At 60.2% G+C, this 19,764-nt stretch carries 14 protein-coding genes; 6 read left to right on the top strand and 8 right to left on the bottom strand.

What is annotated here, in order from left to right; genetic code table 11:
• Nucleotides 1–142 precede the first annotated feature (142 nt).
• From ASC80_RS01070 to ASC80_RS01040, 7 genes are all read right to left on the bottom strand, one after another.
• Nucleotides 143–1,144, bottom strand: a complete 1,002-nt coding sequence (locus ASC80_RS01070; protein ID WP_056292024.1) for a LacI family DNA-binding transcriptional regulator — start codon at nucleotides 1,142–1,144, stop codon at nucleotides 143–145.
• A gap of 238 nt (nucleotides 1,145–1,382) precedes the next feature.
• On the bottom strand, nucleotides 1,383–2,072 hold the full coding sequence (locus ASC80_RS01065; protein WP_056292023.1) for a response regulator: 690 nt from the start codon (nucleotides 2,070–2,072) through the stop codon (nucleotides 1,383–1,385).
• Nucleotides 2,069–4,786, bottom strand: a complete 2,718-nt coding sequence (locus ASC80_RS01060; protein ID WP_056292020.1) for a DUF4118 domain-containing protein — start codon at nucleotides 4,784–4,786, stop codon at nucleotides 2,069–2,071. The genes ASC80_RS01065 and ASC80_RS01060 overlap by 4 nt, the downstream gene beginning before the upstream one ends.
• A 41-nt stretch (nucleotides 4,787–4,827) precedes the next feature.
• On the bottom strand, nucleotides 4,828–5,430 hold the full coding sequence (locus ASC80_RS01055) for a K(+)-transporting ATPase subunit C (RefSeq protein WP_056292018.1): 603 nt from the start codon (nucleotides 5,428–5,430) through the stop codon (nucleotides 4,828–4,830).
• 12 nt (nucleotides 5,431–5,442) lie between these two features.
• A complete protein-coding gene (gene kdpB / locus ASC80_RS01050) occupies nucleotides 5,443–7,557 on the bottom strand; it encodes a potassium-transporting ATPase subunit KdpB (protein WP_056292016.1) in 2,115 nt (704 codons plus the stop codon).
• 26 nt (nucleotides 7,558–7,583) lie between these two features.
• Nucleotides 7,584–9,287 (bottom strand): potassium-transporting ATPase subunit KdpA, encoded by a 1,704-nt coding sequence (gene kdpA, locus ASC80_RS01045; protein ID WP_056292013.1) that lies wholly within the window; start codon nucleotides 9,285–9,287, stop codon nucleotides 7,584–7,586.
• 43 nt (nucleotides 9,288–9,330) lie between these two features.
• Complete coding sequence (locus tag ASC80_RS01040; protein WP_007595755.1) at nucleotides 9,331–9,420, bottom strand: K(+)-transporting ATPase subunit F; 90 nt, start codon at nucleotides 9,418–9,420, stop codon at nucleotides 9,331–9,333.
• 528 nt (nucleotides 9,421–9,948) lie between these two features.
• On the opposite strand from ASC80_RS01040, the gene ASC80_RS01035 reads away from it, so the two are divergent.
• Both ASC80_RS01035 and ASC80_RS01030 read left to right on the top strand, forming a co-directional pair.
• Nucleotides 9,949–10,416, top strand: a complete 468-nt coding sequence (locus ASC80_RS01035) for a hypothetical protein (RefSeq protein ID WP_056292011.1) — start codon at nucleotides 9,949–9,951, stop codon at nucleotides 10,414–10,416.
• Between the two features lie 18 nt (nucleotides 10,417–10,434).
• Nucleotides 10,435–10,818 carry a hypothetical protein gene (locus ASC80_RS01030; RefSeq protein ID WP_056292010.1) on the top strand — a complete coding sequence of 128 codons (384 nt, stop codon included), beginning with the start codon at nucleotides 10,435–10,437 and terminating at the stop codon, nucleotides 10,816–10,818.
• Between the two features lie 205 nt (nucleotides 10,819–11,023).
• Here the strand turns inward: ASC80_RS01030 and ASC80_RS01025 are convergent, their stop codons facing one another.
• Nucleotides 11,024–11,314 carry a hypothetical protein gene (locus ASC80_RS01025; RefSeq protein ID WP_056292009.1) on the bottom strand — a complete coding sequence of 97 codons (291 nt, stop codon included), beginning with the start codon at nucleotides 11,312–11,314 and terminating at the stop codon, nucleotides 11,024–11,026.
• Nucleotides 11,315–11,817: 503 nt separating this feature from the next.
• On the opposite strand from ASC80_RS01025, the gene ASC80_RS01020 reads away from it, so the two are divergent.
• From ASC80_RS01020 to mgtA, 4 genes are all read left to right on the top strand, one after another.
• On the top strand, nucleotides 11,818–12,183 hold the full coding sequence (locus ASC80_RS01020; RefSeq protein ID WP_056292006.1) for a hypothetical protein: 366 nt from the start codon (nucleotides 11,818–11,820) through the stop codon (nucleotides 12,181–12,183).
• Between the two features lie 119 nt (nucleotides 12,184–12,302).
• The gene (locus tag ASC80_RS01015) at nucleotides 12,303–13,460 is read left to right on the top strand and encodes an efflux RND transporter periplasmic adaptor subunit (RefSeq protein WP_082512364.1); all 1,158 of its coding nucleotides are present in this window, start codon (nucleotides 12,303–12,305) and stop codon (nucleotides 13,458–13,460) included.
• 9 nt (nucleotides 13,461–13,469) lie between these two features.
• A complete protein-coding gene (locus ASC80_RS01010) occupies nucleotides 13,470–16,628 on the top strand; it encodes an efflux RND transporter permease subunit (protein ID WP_056292003.1) in 3,159 nt (1,052 codons plus the stop codon).
• A 535-nt stretch (nucleotides 16,629–17,163) separates the two neighbouring features.
• Complete coding sequence (mgtA, locus tag ASC80_RS01005; protein ID WP_056292000.1) at nucleotides 17,164–19,737, top strand: magnesium-translocating P-type ATPase; 2,574 nt, start codon at nucleotides 17,164–17,166, stop codon at nucleotides 19,735–19,737.
• The last annotated feature ends 27 nt before the right edge of the window (nucleotides 19,738–19,764 follow it).

The raw sequence follows: 19,764 nt of genomic DNA, 5'->3' as shown, positions 1-19,764 counted from the left end.
GACAGCCCCTGTCCAGAGGCCAAATTCGCCACGCTCACTCGACGTACTCCCTGATCGCATCATTTCTGACAATTGAACAAATCGTTTGCGCAATCGTTTGTTCAAACGTCGTACAATCTCCCTTCTTGGTCAAGTTAAAAATTTAGCGTGGAACAGGGCCTGTGGAGGCGCGAACGACAAGCCCGTCCGGCGCCAATGGTGCAACGGGCTGCGGCGTGCCGCCGTTCAAGAGATCGATCAGCAGGTCCGATGCAATCTCGCCCATCAGTTCAGTGGGCATCTTCACTGATGTGAGTTGCGGATAGAGCATGGTCGCAACAGGCGCATCGTGCAGACCGATCACCGATATGTCGCGCGGGATTTGCAGGCCCGCCTCATGCAAGACAGCCATTGCTCCGGCCGCCGTCACCAGCGTCGCACCCAAAACCGCCGTTGGCTTCTGCGCAAGAAGACCACGCATCGCAGCGGCCCCGCCCTCCGCGGTGTATCCCGCGACAGCGACAAGGTTCGGATCGAACGGAATGCCGTGACGCGCGAGGCCGTCGCGATAGCCCGCAAGGCGCTCGCCGGCATTGAATCCACCCGGCCGCCCCGCGAGATGCGCAATCCGTTTGTGGCCCATCTGCGCCAGATGATCGACAGCAATTCCAGCGGCCGCGCGGCTATCCAGAACAACGCAATAGGGACTGCCCGGCAACTGCCGATTGAGAAGCACGAAGGGGGTGTGAGTCGATTCCAGTTCCTCGCGCAACAGACCGTCGTCGTCGAGACTGGCGACGAGCAGCCCATCGGCGCGATTACCGTGCGACAGACGATGATAGACCGCGTCGGTTGCGCCGGGCTCGCGATGCGCAATCAGCAGCGAATAACCATGCCGCGCCGAAGATTTCTCCGCCCCCCGGATTGCCGACGAAAATACCGGGTTATCGAGCTGCGGAACGATCAAACCGAGAGTCTGGCTTCGCGATGTTCGCAAACCCTGAGCAAGCGTGTTCGGCGAATAATCCAGCGCACGCGCGCTTTTTAAAATGCGTTCACGGGTCTCATCGCGAATACGCTGATTCGTTTCACCGCGAAGCACGCGGGATGCCGTTGAAACATCCACGCCTGCCATGCGAGCCACATCAGCCAGTCGCGGTCTCATCGATACACCATAATTGCAATGATATCTCAAGTTTAGGGGACCGTTTCCAATGAAGCAAGCGTGCGCGTTGCAACTGCCCGATTTCACCGGGATGATTCCGACCTTACACCGGCGATGAAGTCAGCTCGGCCCCACTCATCGGTCGCGTTTGCAGGTCGGAGATTTCCACGGCTGCTCCAACAGGACGCATCGCTGGAAGCATCGATCAGATCTCTCGTCAGCGAAGGAATTTGACGATCTAATCGGGCGCGCGCAGCCGATAGCCTATCCCGGTTTCGGTCAGGACGAACTGCGGGCGCTCCGGATCGGCTTCGATCTTTTGCCGGAGTTGGCGCACATAGACCCGCAGATACTGCGCATCGGTCAATTCATCCCACAATTCCTTCAGCAGAAAGCGATGGGTCAACACCTTGCCGGCGTGCTGCACCAGGACGCGCAGCAGTTCATACTCCTTCGGCGACAGCTTGACCTCCAGTTCGCCGACCTTGACGAGGCGGCGCACGAGATCGACCGAGAGATCACCCGACCGGAACACCGGGCGCTCGCCTTGGACCTGCAATTGATGCCGCAGCGCCGCGCGCATGCGGGCGAGCAGTTCCTCCATTCCGAACGGCTTTGTGAGGTAGTCGTCGGCGCCAAGATCGAGCGCCTGGACCTTGCCGGCCTCATCCCCGCGACTCGACAACACCACGATCGGGACACTTTCGTTACGGCCACGGATCATCCGCAGCAAGTCATGACCCTGGATGTCGGGTAACCCGAGATCGAGAATGATAAGCGCCGGCTTCTGGTCCAGCAATTCGAGTGCGATCTTGCCGTTGGAGGCTTCCAGGATCTCGTAGCCCTGCGTGCTCAACCCCATCCGTAATAGTTTGCGGATCGGCGGCTCGTCGTCGATGACCAGAACCTTGATGGGGCTGGCGTTCATGCGGCGGTATCCAGCGTATTTGATGACGCAGGGATCGGTAGCCGGATCGTCAGCATGGCGCCACTGCGGTCGGTGCGATTGGCTGCGATGATGGTGCCACGCATAGCCTCGACGAAGCCACGCGAGATCGCAAGGCCAAGCCCGGTGCCGGGGCGGACGTGGTCGCCCTTCTGGACGCGATAGAATTTATCAAAGATCATCTCCAGCTCCGCCGGTGGAATGCCCGCGCCCTCATCGAGAATTTGCAGCAACACCCAATTCTCATCGCGGAAACCCCGGATCGATATCGTGGTGTCGGCCGGAGCATATTTCGCCGCGTTGTCCAGGAGATTGAACAGCACCTGCTCGAACAGCACCGCGTCGAGTTCCAGCATCGGCAGATCGGCGCCAAGCTCGAGCGATACTTTGTGATGCACGAGGATTTTGCCAGCGCGCCGCAACACGCTGCCTATGATCTCGCCGGTGTCGTGCGGCGCGGTATTGGGGACGATCGCGCCGGATTCCAGCTTGGTCATATCGAGCAGATTGGCGATGAAACGGTTGAGCCGTTCGGACTCGTCGATCACCGTGGCGAGCAGGTCGCGCTTTTCCGGTTCGCTGAGGCCGCTGGCGAGATCGCGCATGGTCGAGGCAGCGCCGAGGACTGACGCCAACGGCGTCTTGAGATCGTGCGAGATCGAGGTCACCAGCGCCTGCCGCAAGCGATCCGACTCCACGGTGCGCTTGACGCGATCCATGTCCTCCACCAGTTGCACCCGTTCGATCGCCAGCGCGCCCTGATCCACCAGCGCATCGAGCAGACGGCGCTGGTCCGGCGTCAGCAGCGGCCCGGTCCGGTCGTCGTCGATGCCGATGACGCCGATCGGTCCACGTCCTGTCCGCATCGGCAGGAACAGGCGCTTGGCGCCCGGCAGCGTATCCGCACCGCGCCCGGCCGGGCGGTCGTTGCTCCATGCCCAGTTGGCCGCAGCAAGGTCGGCCTGGTCGAGTTGATCCTCCGGCGGATATCCTGTCTTGACGGTGAGAACTCCGTGCTCGGGCAACAGCAGCACCACCCTCACCCCGAGCATCAAGGCGGTCTGATAAGCGGTCGCCCACAACACGTCGTCGAGCGTCGCGGTGCCTGCGAGCTTGCGGCTGAAAGCATAGAGAGATTCGGTGGTCCGCACCCTGCCGATCGCTGACACCGCCTGGGTGCGAACCCGCGCAGCGACATTGGAAACAAGGATCGCAATCAGCATGAAGAAAAAGAATGCCGCGACGTTGGTCGGATCGGTGATCGTAAAGGCGTAAACAGGCGGCAGAAAAAAGAAATTGTAGCAGAGCGATGCGACGACGCTGGCCAGCGTCGACGGCAACAAGCCATAACGGACGGCCGCCCCGACCACCGCCGTCAAAAAAACAAGATCGAGATTTTCGATACCCATCCACGGATGGATCAAGAGGTTTACGCCAAGCGCCACGGCAACCAGCAGCAGCGATACCGCATAGGGCACCGGATCGAACGGATCCGAACGGTCGGCCGTGCGCACCGTCTTCTTCGGCACCGGCTCCGCCGCGAGTTCTTCGCCGGCGATCACGTTGACGCTGATGTTACCAGCCCGCCGCACCAGACTGTGCACCACCGAGCCGCGCCGCATCTCGAACCACCAGGAGCGCATCGACTTCCCGATGATGATCTGTGTGATGTTGTTGGCCTGCGCGAAACCAATAATGTCGTCGGCGATCCGGCGCCCAACGCCGGGAATAGTGAGCGCCTCGCCGCCCAGCGCTTCCGCCAGCCGCAGCGTATCGGCCAGCCGGTCGCGCTGTTCGTCGGTCAGTTGCAGGCTGCGTGGAGTCTCGATGCTGAGCGCGGTCCATGGCGCATGCAGACGGTCTGCCAGCCGCTTGGTGTAGCGCACCAGTCCCGCCGCCCGCGAATCCTCGTTGATACAGACCAGGATGCGCTCGCCCGCTGCCCAGGGGCCAGCGATCGCGTTAGCCTGCATATGGGTCAGCAGTTGTTCGTCGACGCGTTCGGCAGTCCGCCGCAGCGCCAGCTCGCGCAGCGCGGTCAGATTGCCCGGCGAGAAGTAATGTTCCAGTGCGTGCTCGGCCTGCCTGGGGACGTAGACCTTGCCCTCCTTTAGCCGCTGGATCAGATCGTCAGGCGTGAGATCAACCAATTCGATCGCATCTGCGCCGTCGAACACCGAATCCGGCACAGTCTCGCGCACCCGGACATGCGTGATCTGGGCGACCACGTCGTTGAGGCTTTCGATATGCTGGATATTAACGGCGGTATAGACGTCGATACCGTGAGAGAGCAGTTCCTCGACGTCGAGATAGCGTTTGGGATGACGGCTGCCTGGCGCATTGGTGTGGGCGAGTTCGTCGACCAGAGCGATCTGCGGCCGCCGAGCGATCAGCGCGTCGAGATCCATCTCCTCGAGCGTCTGGTCCTTGTAGCTGATCCGCTTGCGCGGCAACACCTCAAGCCCTTGCAACAGGGCCTCTGTCTCCACCCGTCCATGGGTCTCCACGATACCGACGACGACATCTGCGCCGGCCTTCTTCTTGGCATGCGCGCTCTGCAACATTTCGTAGGTCTTGCCGACGCCGGGCGCGGCGCCGACAAAGATTTTCAACCGGCCGGCCTGGTCGTTTTCCCGCCGGGCAGCCTCCAGTAGCGCATCCGGCGAAGGCCGCTGTTTAACGTCGCGATTTGCCATAAAGCATCATAGTCGCCGCGTCCGGTTGAGCCTAGCCGCCGTTATTTGGAGGCCGCGTCCAGTGCCAGGTTGAGCGCCAGGACGTTGACGCGCGGTTCACCGAGAAACCCGGCGAGGCGGTCTTTGGTGGTCTCGGTGACGAGCTGGCGGACACGATCCTCCGTCATATTGCGGGCCTTGGCGACGCGCGGCACCTGGAACAGCGCGCCATCGGGCGAAATGTCAGGATCGAGGCCGCTGGCCGAGGTGGTGACGAGATCGGCCGGTATCGCGGCGGACGAATTTTCCGCTTTCAGCTTCTCGATGTCCTTCGTGAGCCGGTCATTCAGCGCCTTACTGGTCGGGCCGAGGTTGGAGCCGCCGGAATTGGCGGCATTGTAAGGCGTCGACACCGTCTTGGTGGAGTCGGCCGGGTCGGGCCCCAGGGTCGCCGAGGGCCGGCCGTGGAAGTATCTGTCGCTCTTGAATTCCTGCCCGATCAGGGCGGAGCCGATCACCTTGCCGTCCTTCTCGATCAGGCTGCCTTGCGCCTGCTTCGGAAAGATCGCTCCGGCGATCCCGGTGATCGCAAGCGGATAGGCCACGCCCGTGATCGCAGTCAGGAGCAGCAGGATGAGGATGGCAGGACGGATTTCTCTAAGCATGTGCGTAACTCCTCATACCAGGCCCAGCGCGGCAACGGCGAGATCGATGGCCTTGATGCCGATAAAGGGAATAATGATACCGCCGAGGCCGTAGATCATCATGTTACGGCGCAAGAGCGCCCCTGCCTCGACGGCGCGATAGGAAACGCCCTTCAACGCCAACGGAATCAACGCGATGATGATCAGCGCGTTGAAGATGATCGCTGACAGGATGGCGCTCTGCGGGCTCGCCAGATTCATGATGTTGAGCACCTTGAGTTGCGGATAGAACGCCAGGAACATCGCGGGGATGATGGCAAAGTATTTTGCAACGTCGTTGGCGATGGAGAATGTGGTCAGGGCGCCACGGGTCATCAGGAGCTGCTTGCCGATCTCCACCACCTCGATCAGCTTGGTCGGGTTGGAATCGAGATCGACCATGTTGCCAGCCTCGCGTGCAGCTTGCGTGCCGGTGTTCATGGCGACGCCGACATCGGCTTGTGCAAGCGCCGGCGCGTCATTGGTGCCGTCGCCGCACATCGCCACCAGCTTGCCCTTGGCCTGCTCGGCGCGGATCAGCTTCAGCTTGTCCTCGGGCGTCGCCTGGGCCAAAAAGTCGTCGACCCCGGCTTCGGCCGCGATGGCCGCCGCCGTCATCGGGTTATCGCCGGTTATCATGACCGTGCGGATGCCCATGCGGCGCAACTCGGCAAAGCGTTCGCGAATGCCACCCTTGACGATGTCCTTCAGGTGAATGACGCCAAGCAGGCGGCCATCCTTGGCTACCGCGAGCGGCGTACCGCCAGCTTTTGATATCTCTTCGGAGATTGCCTGGATCTCGCGGGCAACATCGGAACCCGCGATGGCCTGGATCGCCCTGACGGTGTTTCCGGAAGCCATGGATTGCGACGTTCCGCTTCCAACGTAGTTGAGGATCGCATCCACCGCACCCTTGCGGACCGACAAAGACCCCGCATCGATGCCGCTCATGCGGGTCTGCGCCGTAAAGGGGACGAACGTGGCGGCAAGCTCATGCATGTCGCGGCCTCGGATGCTGTACTTCTCCTTGGCCAGCACGACGATCGACCGACCTTCGGGTGTTTCGTCGGCTAGCGAAGCAAGCTGTGCCGCATCCGCCAGTTCCCGCTCGGTAACGCCGCGCACGGGACAAAACGCGGTCGCCTGGCGGTTGCCCAGCGTAATGGTACCGGTCTTGTCGAGCAGCAGCGTATCGACATCGCCTGCGGCCTCAACCGCACGGCCGGACATCGCCAGCACATTGAAGCGCACCAGCCGGTCCATGCCGGCGATACCGATCGCCGACAATAGCGCGCCGATCGTGGTCGGGATCAAGGTGACGAATAGCGCCACCAGCACGACCACCGAGATCGAGCCGCCGGCATAGGCCGCGTAGCTCGGGATCGTGACGGTCGCAAACACGAAAATGATGGTCAACCCGGCTAGCAGGATGTTGAGCGCGATCTCGTTTGGCGTCTTCTGTCGCTCCGCGCCCTCGACCAGCTTGATCATACGGTCGATGAAAGTCGCGCCTTGCGCGGCGGTGATGCGGACGCGAATCCAGTCCGACAATACCTGCGTGCCGCCGGTCACCGCCGAGCGGTCGCCGCCGGACTCGCGGATCACAGGCGCGGATTCACCCGTGATAGCGGCCTCGTTCACAGAGGCAACGCCTTCGATCACCTCGCCGTCAGACGGGATGTTATCGCCCGCCTCGACCAGAACAATGTCGCCAACCTTGAGCGCTGTGCCGGGCACCAGACGATAGCTATTGTCGGAGTCCGTCAGCAGCTTCGCCTGGCTCTCGGTGCGGGTTTTCTTCAGCGACTCGGCCTGCGCCTTGCCACGGCCTTCGGCGACGGCTTCGGCGAAATTCGCGAACAGTACCGTGAACCATAGCCACAGGATGATCTGAAACGTGAATCCGAGATCTGCACCGCCGGTGACAAGGTCGCGCAGGAAGATGACCGTGGTCAGCACCGCGACGACTTCGACCACGAACATCACGGGGCTCTTGATCATCAGGCGCGGATCGAGCTTGACGAAGGCCGATCTGATTGCAGGCATCAGGATTCTGGGATCGAGCATCGCCGACGCCGTCACCTTTTTCTGCAGTTTCATAGCTTCCATGGAAGTAACTCCGAAAAGGGAATCGATCAGAACAGCGTGTGGGCGTTCATCGCGAGGTGCTCGACGATCGGCCCGAGCGCAAGCGCCGGGAAGAAGGTGAGGCCGCCGAGGATCAGGATCACGCCGATGACGAGCCCGACGAACAGGCCGCCCGTGGTCGGGAACGTACCTACCGACGGAGGAATCGATTTCTTTTCCGCAAGCGAGCCCGCGATCGCCATGGCCGGAACGATCATGAAGAAGCGGCCGACGAACATCGCCATCGCTCCGGTCAGATTGTAGAAGAAGGTATTGCCGGTAAGGCCTGCGAAAGCAGAGCCGTTATTGCCGGTTTGGGAGCTGTAGGCGTAAAGCACCTCGGTGAACCCGTGCGGACCGGCGTTGGCCATCGACGCCACCGCCGACGGGAATACAACCGCAACCGCCGTCCAGCCAAGGATCATCAACGGCAAGACCAGGATCGCGAGCATCGCCATCTTGACCTCGCGCGCCTCGATCTTCTTGCCGACGTATTCGGGTGTGCGACCGACCATCAGCCCGGCGACGAAAATCGCCAGCACAATGAACAGCAACATGCCATATATGCCGGCGCCAACACCGCCGACAATGATTTCGCCGAGCTGCATATTGATCAGCGGGATCATGCCACCGAGCGCGGTGAACGAGTCGTGCATGGCGTTGACCGCACCACATGAGGCCGCCGTGGTAACGACCGCGAACAGGCTGGAAGCGACGATGCCGAAGCGGACTTCCTTGCCCTCCATGTTGCCGCCGGTCAGCCCCAGCGCGTGCATGGCGGTGGTGCCGTTGGCTTCAGCCCAGTAGGTGACGGTCACGCCAGCGATGAACAGCACACCCATCACCGCGAGGATAGCCCAACCCTGACGCTGGTTGCCGACCATGCGGCCGAACACGTTGGTCAGCGCCGCGCCAAGCGCGAAGATCGCGAGCATCTGGGTAAAATTCGACAACGCAGTCGGATTTTCGAAGGGATGCGCGGCATTGGCGTTGAAGAAGCCGCCGCCATTGGTGCCGAGCAACTTGATCGCGACCTGTGACGCAACTGGGCCCACTGCGATGGTCTGCTTGGCGCCCTCGAGCGTCGTGGCGTCGATGTAAGGGCCCAGCGTCTGCGGTACGCCCTGCCAGACCAGGAACAGCGCATAGACGACACAGATCGGCAGCAGCACATAGAGTGTGCAACGGGTTACATCGACCCAGAAATTGCCGATAGTGCGCATTGAAGAACGGGCGAAGCCGCGGATCAACGCCACCGCGAGCGCAATACCGGTCGCGGCCGACAGGAAATTCTGATGCGTCAGGCCGACCATCTGCGTCAAATAAGACAGCGTGCTTTCGCCGCCGTAGTTCTGCCAGTTGGTGTTGGTGATGAAGGAGATCGCGGTGTTGAAGGAAAGGTCTTCAGCGACCGCGGACTGCTCCTGCGGGTTAAACGGCAACAGCGCCTGCAGCCGCATCAGGCCGTAGATGATAAGAAAGCCGCCGACATGGAACAGCAGCATCGCAACCGTATAGGTCAGCCAGTGCTGCTCGCGCCTCTCATCGACACCGCCGACCCAGTAAAGCCCGCGCTCGACCGGACGCAACGCCGGAGACAGAAACGTGGATTCGCCGTTGAATACGCGGGTCATGTACCCGCCAAGCGGTTTGACCAGCGCTACCACGACCGCGCAGTACAGAATGATTTGAACCCAGCCAATGAAAGTCATCGGGATGTGCCTTTGAATTTGCGCGTGATCGGTGACTAAACGATCAGAACCGCTCGGGCCTCAGCAGCGCGTAGGTCAGGTAGAACAGCAGGCCCAGCGACACGACTCCGGCAAGTGAGTAATCGAAGATCATGGCTCTGCTCCGTTACAGCCGCTCACAGACGTAAGCGTAGCCTATTCCCGCCACGAAGAAGCCGAAGCCAAGGGCGAGTATGACGATGTCCCACATGGGAGAAGCTCCTTGCCGCGCTTGCTTGCGTTTGCCGCCTTACGACTCTTTCAGTCGAGCGTATTGCGTTGGATCAACGACCATTGACGCTGATCGCGAACGACCATGAGGTGCCAGCTTGCACATATCTTTTCGAGGTGGATGCGACGGCAACGTTATAGGAATCTCATAGTGATCCGGTTTCATCTGGAATTGCCCGGCGAGCGCCGGAATCCGTAACTCCTTATCTTTGTTGACGACGCATCTGCCTCATCGCCCAAACGGAGGGCCGAGATGCCGGATCACCCATTGGTCATGGGGGATTGCCTTCCCACCTCTTCTTATGACGTGCCTATTTTATGAACCCTCACTCCACCTCGTTTTCAAATGGCGTTTTGACCATCTTGCGGGTGCGGCCGCAGATCGCGGCCTTGCTTGAAGTGAGATACGGTCATGTTTGCTTTTTCAGAACGCCGACGACCCGCCGAACTCAATCACCGGCTGCGCAATACGCACACCGTGACGGCAGAGCTCATCTCCGACATCATCGGCGAAACCTGCCGGCGGTTGCCCTCGACCGGTCAGGCCGAAAAGACAGCACGGATCGAACGGTTGGTTGCATCGGGAGCATGGACCGATGCTGCGCTTGCGTTGATCGATCTGAAATTGCCGTTATGGCAAGTGCGACGTATCGCCTATGACGGGGGCGAGTGGTATTGCGCACTGTCGCGCGAGCGTGAGCTTCCGGCCTGGCTCGACCGATCCATCGAGGCCCGTCACACGGATTTGCCGCTGGCCATCCTGAATGCATTCGCTGACGCCCAGCACGTCAGCACCCCGGCGCGCCCGACCAGTGTCCACATCGCGCCGCGAGACGCCTTGCCGCTCTATGAACCTGTCTGCTGCGATAATTTCGGCTAGGTCGCGGAAGTTTCCGGCATGGAACGACATGCAAGAACACTGCGCGCCTGGCAACTCGCGATTCTGCGATTCGCCGTAACACTCGACGACGCCGACAGACTGGCCGTACTGATGATTGGGGCCGAGATCGATGGACTTGGCCCCAAACAGAACATCAAGCCTGAGTTCAGCTTCTTCCGAAAGACCAGCGCTGAACTTTGCGCAGCTATCCTCCGGCCGGATAAACTTAATGCCATGGTCTTGCGGCAATATCTTGCACGCATCGACGATCGTCACCTCAAACGCGTGTTCGCGGCAGCCGTCGAAATGGACCAACCGAAAACTTCTGTGGTCAGCAAGTCCGTCAAACACGACAACGATTTATGGAGAGGGCTTTCCTCACGCAGCGCCCGTGCGCGGTAGCGGTGTTTTCGCGTAATTCTGGGGAACTGGTTACTTTAACTCATGTGCCGCCGGAGAAGCGCGATCGAGAACCCACTTTTTGCGCCCTAACGCCGACAGCACTGTGGAGTAAAGAACCGAAATAATACGAAAAACGGAAGCTGGCGCATGTGATTTTCCACGCGAACAGTTGAATTTCGGTCGGCAGGCACAAGTCTGGCCACGATCAACCCTGGCGAACGCCGGTCCGGTCGGGTTTGCACACCACCCAATCGTTATTGCGCCGATCGTAGCGGATTCCGCGCAACTCCAGCTCGCGCTCCAGGCGGCGCAGCTTCGAAGCGGCGATCGCTCTGATCACGATCTTCAGGAAGCCGCGCACACCCGTGTGTTTTCCATACATCCGGTTGAACCGGTAGTCATTCAGCGAATTGGTTCGGGTGATGAGATACGACCGATACGCATCGTCGTAGATCAAATCGCGATATTCGTCGTCGCTCGTCATCAGATGAGTCATCTTGCATCACCACGATCGGCTCAACGCGCGAGCCATTGGACCGAAGGTGCATATGGCGGCATAGGAAATCGAGACGACTTACTGCCCTCTCTCATAGTCGCGGCATAAATGCCCGCGAGGCCTGGACTGCAACTGACATCGAGGCTTGATTTCGACGTGTATGCGATGCGAGCCCATCCGACGCTTTGCAGAAACGGATCCATGGTTCCATAGCGACTCACCCGGATGCAGCCCGGATTGTTCCGGGATCTTTCCGGCGAGCCCATCCGACGCTTTGCGTGGCGTCCGCTGGTTCCGCCATAGAGTGCTGGAGTGTAATAGTATTCAGGCTTGCGTGACCCCATAACGAAGACAGGTCGTGCAAGCCGTCGCAGCGGGCGCGATTGCAAAACGGCGAATGTGAGGAGTCCGAATGTCAGGCCACCGTTGCCGCTCCAGAGGTTGGCGTCTGACACCGCGGTTTGATATATTGGTTCAAAGGCCCTAAAGGTTCGCCAGCAGTCATGACAATCGTTGACACATACAGCACCTCGCGTGCCACGATCGGAAGCTGGCTTGCCCGGCTGGTGGTGCTTGTGATGCTGATGGGTCAACTGGCCTCACTGATTCAGTGCGCCGGCTGTGAGCTACACGTCACATCTACCGATGTGCCGGCCATGACGCTGAGCCACAATCAGAACTCGTCGACCGATATTCCTGAACAACTGCCGCCGTGCCACAGCGGCCATTGTCTTTGTCACGTGACCACTCAAACAGCCTCAACCGTTGTGTTGCCGGCCGACACACTTCCGCGCGCACATGCGCTGCGCCAGGAGCCAATCCTGGTTTCGTTTGCCGGCCTGCCGCTGTTTAAACCACCCCGCGCCTGACCACGCACCCGGCCCCTGCGGGCCGTTGCAGCCCGTTGCCCTGAGGGCAACCGGGCGTCTGCATGCGTTCAAGTTTGGCGAAGTCACGAGTTGCGAAAGCTCGTCGCGGGATAATTACAATGATCAGAATGCTTTTTACGGCTGCGGCACTCACGCTTGGCCTCTGCCTGCCAGCTATGGCCGATGCCGGCAAACCTTCAACTGGCATGGAACACCATGATGAGGTGATCAGGCTGACCGAGCCGCAAATTGAAGCCGGAAAATTTGCGGTAGCCGAAGTCCGCGAGAGCGAACTGAAGAAGCGCATCCGCGTGCCGGGATCAATTACTCCGAGCGGCGATCGAATCGGCCGCGTGGCGGTGCGCTTGCTCGGCACCATTGTGGAACTGCGCAAGCGTCTTGGCGACAACGTGAAGGCAGGAGAAGTCGTGGCCGTGATTGAAAGCCGCGAGGTCGCCGATGCCAAGAGCGAGTATCTTGCAGCGCGGCTCGTGTTTGACCTGCAGCAGACATTGTTCAGCCGCTCCAAAAGGCTGTTCGAGAACAAAATTCTCAGTGAGAATGATTTTCTTCGAGCGCGTACGACTTTCGAGGATGCTCGGGTCAAAATCGAGACCGCCCGGCAGAAGCTCTTTGCTCTGAGCCTGACAGCCGAACAAATCGAAGAGCTGCCTCAGCAACCAGTCGAGACCTTGCGTCTACAAGAGCTGAGGGCGCCGATTGCCGGTCGTGTGGCCGAACGTCGCGTTGAAATCGGGTCACTGGTCGGCCGCGAGGGGCAGGAAAGCGAACTCTACGTCATTGTCGATCTGGCTGAGCTATGGGTCGATCTGGCTGTATCGCCAACCGAGTTGCCGAACATTCGCGAAGGCCAGCAAATCACGGTCTCGGCCGGCAGCATTTCCTCGGCGGCGACCATCATGTTTGTCAGTCCGCTGCTTGACAAGGACACACGCTCGGCCCGCGTCGTAGCCTCGATAGATAACGCGGCCGGCAAATGGCGTCCAGGCGCCTTTGTGAGCGCAGAGATTCCGCTCGGGGAAACGCTTGCGGCGCTGGCCGTGCCTCTCACCGCCATCCAATGGCTCAAGGATGAGCCCGTCGTGTTCGTGCGCACTGCGGAAGGCTTCGAAGCACGCAAGGTCGGCCTCGGCCAGCGCGATACCCGCGTCGCCGAGATCAGCAAGGGCCTGACGGCCGGCGAGCAGGTCGCCACCCTGAACACATTCACGCTCAAGGCTGAACTCGGCAAGGCCGCAGCCGAACATCAACATTGAGGCGCGTTCATGATTAGCCGCATTCTCGCGCTATCGATCCAGAACCGTTGGCTGGTGGTGCTGACCGCTATCGGCTTTATCGCACTCGGGGCTTGGTCGCTGACCCACCTGCCGATCGACGCGGTGCCCGACATCACCAACAAGCAGGTGCAGGTCAACACCACGGCCTTTGCATTGTCGCCGGCCGAGATCGAAAAGCAGGTAACGTTTCGGATTGAGACGGCGCTGGCCGGCATTCCCGGGCTCGATGACACGCGTTCGATCTCGCGCAATGGCTTTTCTCAGGTAACGGCGATCTTTGCCGAGGACACCGATATCTATTTTGCACGGCAGCAGGTGATCGAACGACTGCTGGAGTTGCGCCCGCAATTGCCACCCGGAGTCGAACCCAAGATGGGGCCGGTCTCGACCGGTCTCGGTGAAATCTACATGTGGACCGTGACGTTCACACCGGATGCCTTGAAGGCGGGGGACTTCGTCACGCCGGAAGGCGCTCTACTTAAAACCAAAGTCGAGCAAGCGGCTTATCTCCGCACGGTGCAGGACTGGATTGTGCGCCCCCAAATCAAAAGCGTGCCGGGGGTCGCCGGCGTCGATTCGATTGGCGGCTACGTCAAGCAATACCAAGTACTGCCTGACCCGATGAAGCTGATAGCTTTCGGTCTATCCTTCGCCGATGTGACCAAGGCAATCGAGGCGAACAACACCAGCCGGGGCGCGAGCTTTATTGAGCGCAACGGCGAAGGCATTGCCGTGCGCACAGGCGGACGCCTAACGAGTCTTGCGGACATCGGCGAGGTCGTGGTCAGTACGCGCGGCGCCGTGCCGGTTCGCGTCCGCGACGTCGCTCAGGTCGAGATTGGCGGCGACATTCGAACCGGTAGCGCCAGCGAAAATGGCCGCGAGGTGGTGGTCGGCACAGCGTTGATGCGGATCGGCAGCAATAGCCGCGAGGTCGCCAAGGCAGTCGACGCCAAGCTTGACCTGGTTCGCCGGACTTTGCCGGCCGGTATCGAGCTTCAAACTGTGCTTAACCGCACCCAACTCGTCGAAGCGACGGTTCAAACCGTCGGCACCAACCTCGCCGAAGGCGCGCTGCTGGTGATCCTGGTGCTGTTTGCCATGCTCGGCAATTTCCGGGCCGCGCTCATTACCGCACTCGTCATCCCACTGGCCATGCTGATGACAGCAGCCGGAATGCTGCAGGTCCGGATAAGCGCCAATCTGATGAGCCTGGGCGCGCTCGATTTCGGACTGATCGTCGACGGCGCAGTGATCATCACAGAGAACGTGCTGCGTCAGCTGGCCGAAAAGCAGCGGGCGGCGGGACGCGTGCTTTCAACGGCTGAACGGCTCAAGACAGTCCAAGCGGCCGCGGAAGAGATGATCGGGCCAACCGTCTACGGCCAAGCCATCATCATCCTGGTCTACGTGCCGCTGCTAGCCTTCGGCGGCATCGAAGGCAAGATGTTTGAACCGATGGCTCTGACCGTCATCCTGGCGCTGGTGGCAGCCTTCGTGCTGTCGCTGACCTTCGTGCCGGCGCTGATTGCGATTTTCATCACAGGTCGCGTCAGCGAAAGCGATAACGCGGCCGTGCGGCGGCTGAAGACCCTCTACCGTCCCCTGCTCGTGTACACGATCAAGAGTCCCCTGCCGGTGCTGCTCGGCGCCACCGGGCTGCTTGTCATCACCCTGCTCATTTTCCTTCGCCTCGGTCAGGAGTTCATCCCGACCCTCGACGAAAAGAACGTTGCCATGCACGCGATACGCATCCCGAGCACAAGTCTGATGCAGGCGCAGGCGATGCAGCTCGATATAGAACGGAAAATCAGCGCGCTGCCCCAAGTCGCTTTTGTGTTTTCAAAGACCGGTACGGCCGAGATTGCCACGGATCCAATGCCGCCGAATGTATCGGATACCTTCATCATCCTAAAACCCCAGGCGCAATGGCCCGACCCCAAACAGACGAAGGAGCAATTAGTCGAGCAAATCGAACATGGGGTCCACGAACTGCCCGGTAACAACTTCGAGTTCACACAGCCGATCCAGATGCGTTTCAACGAGTTGCTCGCTGGCGTTCGGGGCGACATCGCAGTCAAGATCTTCGGCGATGAGTTCGGGCCGTTGTTGCAGGCCGCCGACCGCGTAGCGGCAATTCTGCGCGCCACCCACGGCGCCGCAGACGTAAAGATCGAACAGGCCAGCGGCTTGTCGGTTTTGGACATCGAAATCGACAGAGCGGCAATCGCCCGGCGCGGCCTGAACCTGAGCGAAGTGCAGGAGGTCATCAGCACGGCTATCGGCGGCCGCAATGCCGGGCTGGTGTTCGAGGGGGACCGCTATTTCGAGATCGTGGTGCGGCTGCCTGAAGCTGCCCGCAATAATCTTGAAGGTCTTAAAAGCCTGCCGGTCTCGCTGCCGGGCGCTGCTGGCAGCGTGGCGCTAACGGTCCCGCTTGACCAACTGGCGACGTTCACTCTCAGCGAAGGCCCCAATCAGATCAGCCGCGAGAACGGCAAACGGCGCGTGGTGGTGACGGCCAACGTGCGCAATCGTGACATCGCCTCGGTCGTAAATGACGCGCGGGCGGAGATCGATTCGCAACTCAAGCTTCCTGCCGGTTATTGGGTGACGTGGGGTGGGCAGTTTGAGAACCTCATAGCGGCTCAGCAACGGCTGTCGATAGTGGTACCGGTGTGCTTCGTCTTGATCTTCCTCTTGCTGATGGGAGCACTGGGTTCGGCGCGCGACGCGTTGTTGGTGTTCAGTGCGGTGCCGCTGGCGCTCACAGGCGGCGTGTTAGCGCTGTGGCTCCGTGGCCTGCCCTTTTCGATTTCGGCGGCCGTGGGCTTTATCGCGTTGTCGGGGATCGCTGTGTTGAACGGCTTGGTGATGCTGACTTTCATCAAGCAATTGAGAGATCGCGGCTATAGCAAGCTCGACGCCATCCGCGAGGGCGCATTGACACGCTTGCGACCGGTCAGCATGACCGCGTTGGTCGCCTCGCTAGGCTTCGTCCCGATGGCGCTGGCAACCGGGACAGGAGCCGAGGTCCAGAGGCCGATTGCGACGGTGGTGATAGGCGGGTTGATGAGCGCGACGCTGCTCACGCTCCTCGTATTGCCCGCCCTTTACGCATGGGTTGGCCGCGACCGCCCGACCTGATCCCACGCAGCTACCGACGAGGCGCAGACACACTTCTGTTGATTTGCATCAATCCGGGTTGGCCGTACGCTTCGTAACTTGGATCATCGTGAATCAGGAAGAGTGGAAATATTGACACGCCGCTCCTGACGGCGTCGAACCGCTCTTGGTTGCAGTGCCGGTGGCAGTCGCAAAGGAGATTTTTTCGATACCCGCAACTTCGCGTGGCGCTACGGATTTCAGTTCGGCGCGTCGGCGCCGGCACTACCATCGGCGAGGAAATGCTACAGGGCTCATGCGGTTTGGAACGATGGCTGCGGCCATTGCTGCTTGAGATGACTACTGTGGCGGAAGGCCTACTACGGCCGACCGTATTACGGTCCCCGGTACTATTATCATTCCTATTAAGGCTATCCCGGCACCGCGGTATCTCTGTCGTCGCGGCTCGGGCCAACGTCCGATCGATACTCCGCACCCTGCATTTGCCCTGCGGCAGACGCTGCCCGCAATTGCTGGGCGTCGACGACGAACGCTCAATTAGAGATCGAGATCGTGAATGGACGGTTTAAACATTGATGGTCCCTACTGGAACCGGGGCGCCAACGAGCTGATGACCGCGCTGGGATCGGGGCCGGGCGGCCTTTCGACGGAGAAAGCCATCGCGAGGCTTCGCGCCGTTGGTCCCAACACTGTTGAGGAATCGTCGCATCTAAGCGCATTCCATTTGTTTCTACGACAATTCGAGAGCCCCCTCGTCCTCATTCTGATCTTTGCCGCCGCGATCTCGCTAGTGCTGCAACAGTGGGTGGACTCGGCCATTATCCTTGCGATTGTGCTCGGAAGTACCCTGCTCGGCTTTTTTCAGGAGTATCGCGCATCGACAGCGGTCGAGGAACTGAAACACCGTTTGGCGCTGACATGCCGTGTCATACGGGACGGCATCGAGCTGGTCGTGCCGGCCGGCACAATCGTGCCTGGCGATGTTATTCTGCTGTCGGCAGGAAATTTGATCCCGGCGGACGGCCTCATAGTGGAGGCTGTAGACTTCCTGGTGAACGAAGCGAGCATGACAGGCGAGTCGTTCCCGGTGGAGAAAAGGCCTGGAATCATAAAGCCGGAGGCAGCTGGTTCGGCTCGGACGAATGCAGTCTTTCTCGGCGCTTCGGTGCAAAGCGGCACGGCGAAGGTGCTTGCCGTCGAAACCGGTCTGCGGACCGCGTTTGGCGCAATCGTGGCACGGCTTAAATCTCGCGAACCGGAGACGGATTTCGGGCGCGGCGTGCGTCAGTTTGGATATCTTCTGATACGCGCAATGGTTATCATTGTCCTATTCGTCCTGACCGTGAATCTGCTGCTCGGTCGCCCGGTGATCGAGTCACTCCTGTTTGCCGTCGCACTCGCCGTCGGCCTGTCGCCCGAGTTGTTGCCGGCGATTGTCAGTGTAACACTCTCCGCAGGCGCACGGGCGATGGGACGGCGCGGCGTCATCGTCCGCCACCTAGAAGCCATCGAAAACCTCGGCAGTATGGATATCCTGTGCACCGACAAGACCGGCACGCTGACCGAGGGCACAATCGTTCTTAACGGTACGCTGGACGCGGACAACCGGCCATCGGACGAAGTCGGCAAGATTGCCTACCTCAATGCGGCGTTCGAGACTGGCATTGAAAATCCGCTCGATGCGGCAATCGTGAACGCAGGCAGGGCTGGGGGCCTGACGACACATGGGTTCGCCAAGATCGACGAGATTCCCTATGACTTCGTTCGACGTCGGCTGACCATTGTCGTTGCGGAAGACGGGAATCATGTCCAGCATCTCATCATCACCAAGGGAGCATTTTCCAATGTGCTGGATATCTGCTCCTCATTCCAACGCGATGCCGTCGATATCCCCCTTACGACCGCATTGCGCACTGAGCTGAATGCGGTATTTGAAGCCAAGGGGACCGAGGGGTTCCGGGTCCTGGCTGTGGCCACACGCAGGGTCGCGGCCGAGCCGCATTATGGGCGCGAACAAGAGCGGGACATGACGTTTCGCGGCTTTCTGATCTTCTTCGACCCGCCCAAGGCGGAAGCTCGGCGCACGATCCACGATCTCGCCCAGCTCGGAATTCGCATCAAGGTGATTAGCGGTGACAACCGTCACGTGGCAGCACATTTGGCCAGGGCTGTCGGTCTCAATCCGAAATCGATGTTGACCGGCGAAGCCTTAGGTAAACTCAGGGATGAGGCGTTATGGCATCTCGCGCCATCCACCGATCTTTTTGTTGAAATCGATCCCCAACAGAAAGAACGGATCGTCCGCGCCTTGCAGAAGACCGGGCACTCGGTCGGATATCTCGGCGACGGCATCAACGACGCGCCGGCCCTGCATGCAGCCGATGTCGGTATTTCGGTCGAGGGCGCCGTGGATGTCGCACGCGAGAGCGCCGACATCATCCTGCTGAGCCGTGATCTAGATTGTTTGCGCAGCGGCGTGGAGGACGGACGCCGGACATTCGCCAACACGCTCAAATATATCTCGATCACCACCAGCGCGAACTTCGGAAACATGCTGAGTATGGCAATGGCCGCGCCGCTGCTTCCGTTCCTGCCGCTGGCGGCCAAGCAGATTCTGCTGAACAACTTCCTTTCCGACATACCGTCGATCGCGATCTCGAGCGACAATGTCGATCCTGACCGCCTGCGTCTACCTCAGCGCTGGAACATCAGGGACATCAGACGTTTCATGATCGTCTTTGGACTGATCAGCTCGGTCTTCGATCTCGTAACATTCGCGGTACTGCTGGCTGTTTTTCATGCCGACCAACCAACGTTTCAGACGTTTTGGTTCATAGTCTCGCTGCTGACTGAACTCGCTGTCGTGCTCATCCTGCGAACGCAGAGACCGGCTTTTCGCAGCAGGCCGAGTCGCCTGCTACTATGGGCAACGTTTCTCGTCGCCGCCGGAACACTCGCGATTCCGTTCCTCGGCCCCTTGAGCTCGGTTTTTAGCTTTGTGCCGCTATCTGGCCTGCAGATGGTCACCGCCGTTGCGATCGTTTTTGCCTACATTGTGGCGACGGAAGGAGCCAAGACTTTGTTCTACGGACGAATGTTCATGCGGAAGCTGCAATCGCACCACGGATGACCATACCTATCGAATAAGATGGCCATC

This window comes from Afipia sp. Root123D2 (genome assembly GCF_001425835.1).
In the GTDB taxonomy this organism is placed as follows: Bacteria; Pseudomonadota; Alphaproteobacteria; order Rhizobiales; family Xanthobacteraceae; genus Afipia.
This window is presented reverse-complemented; position numbering and strand designations above follow the sequence as displayed.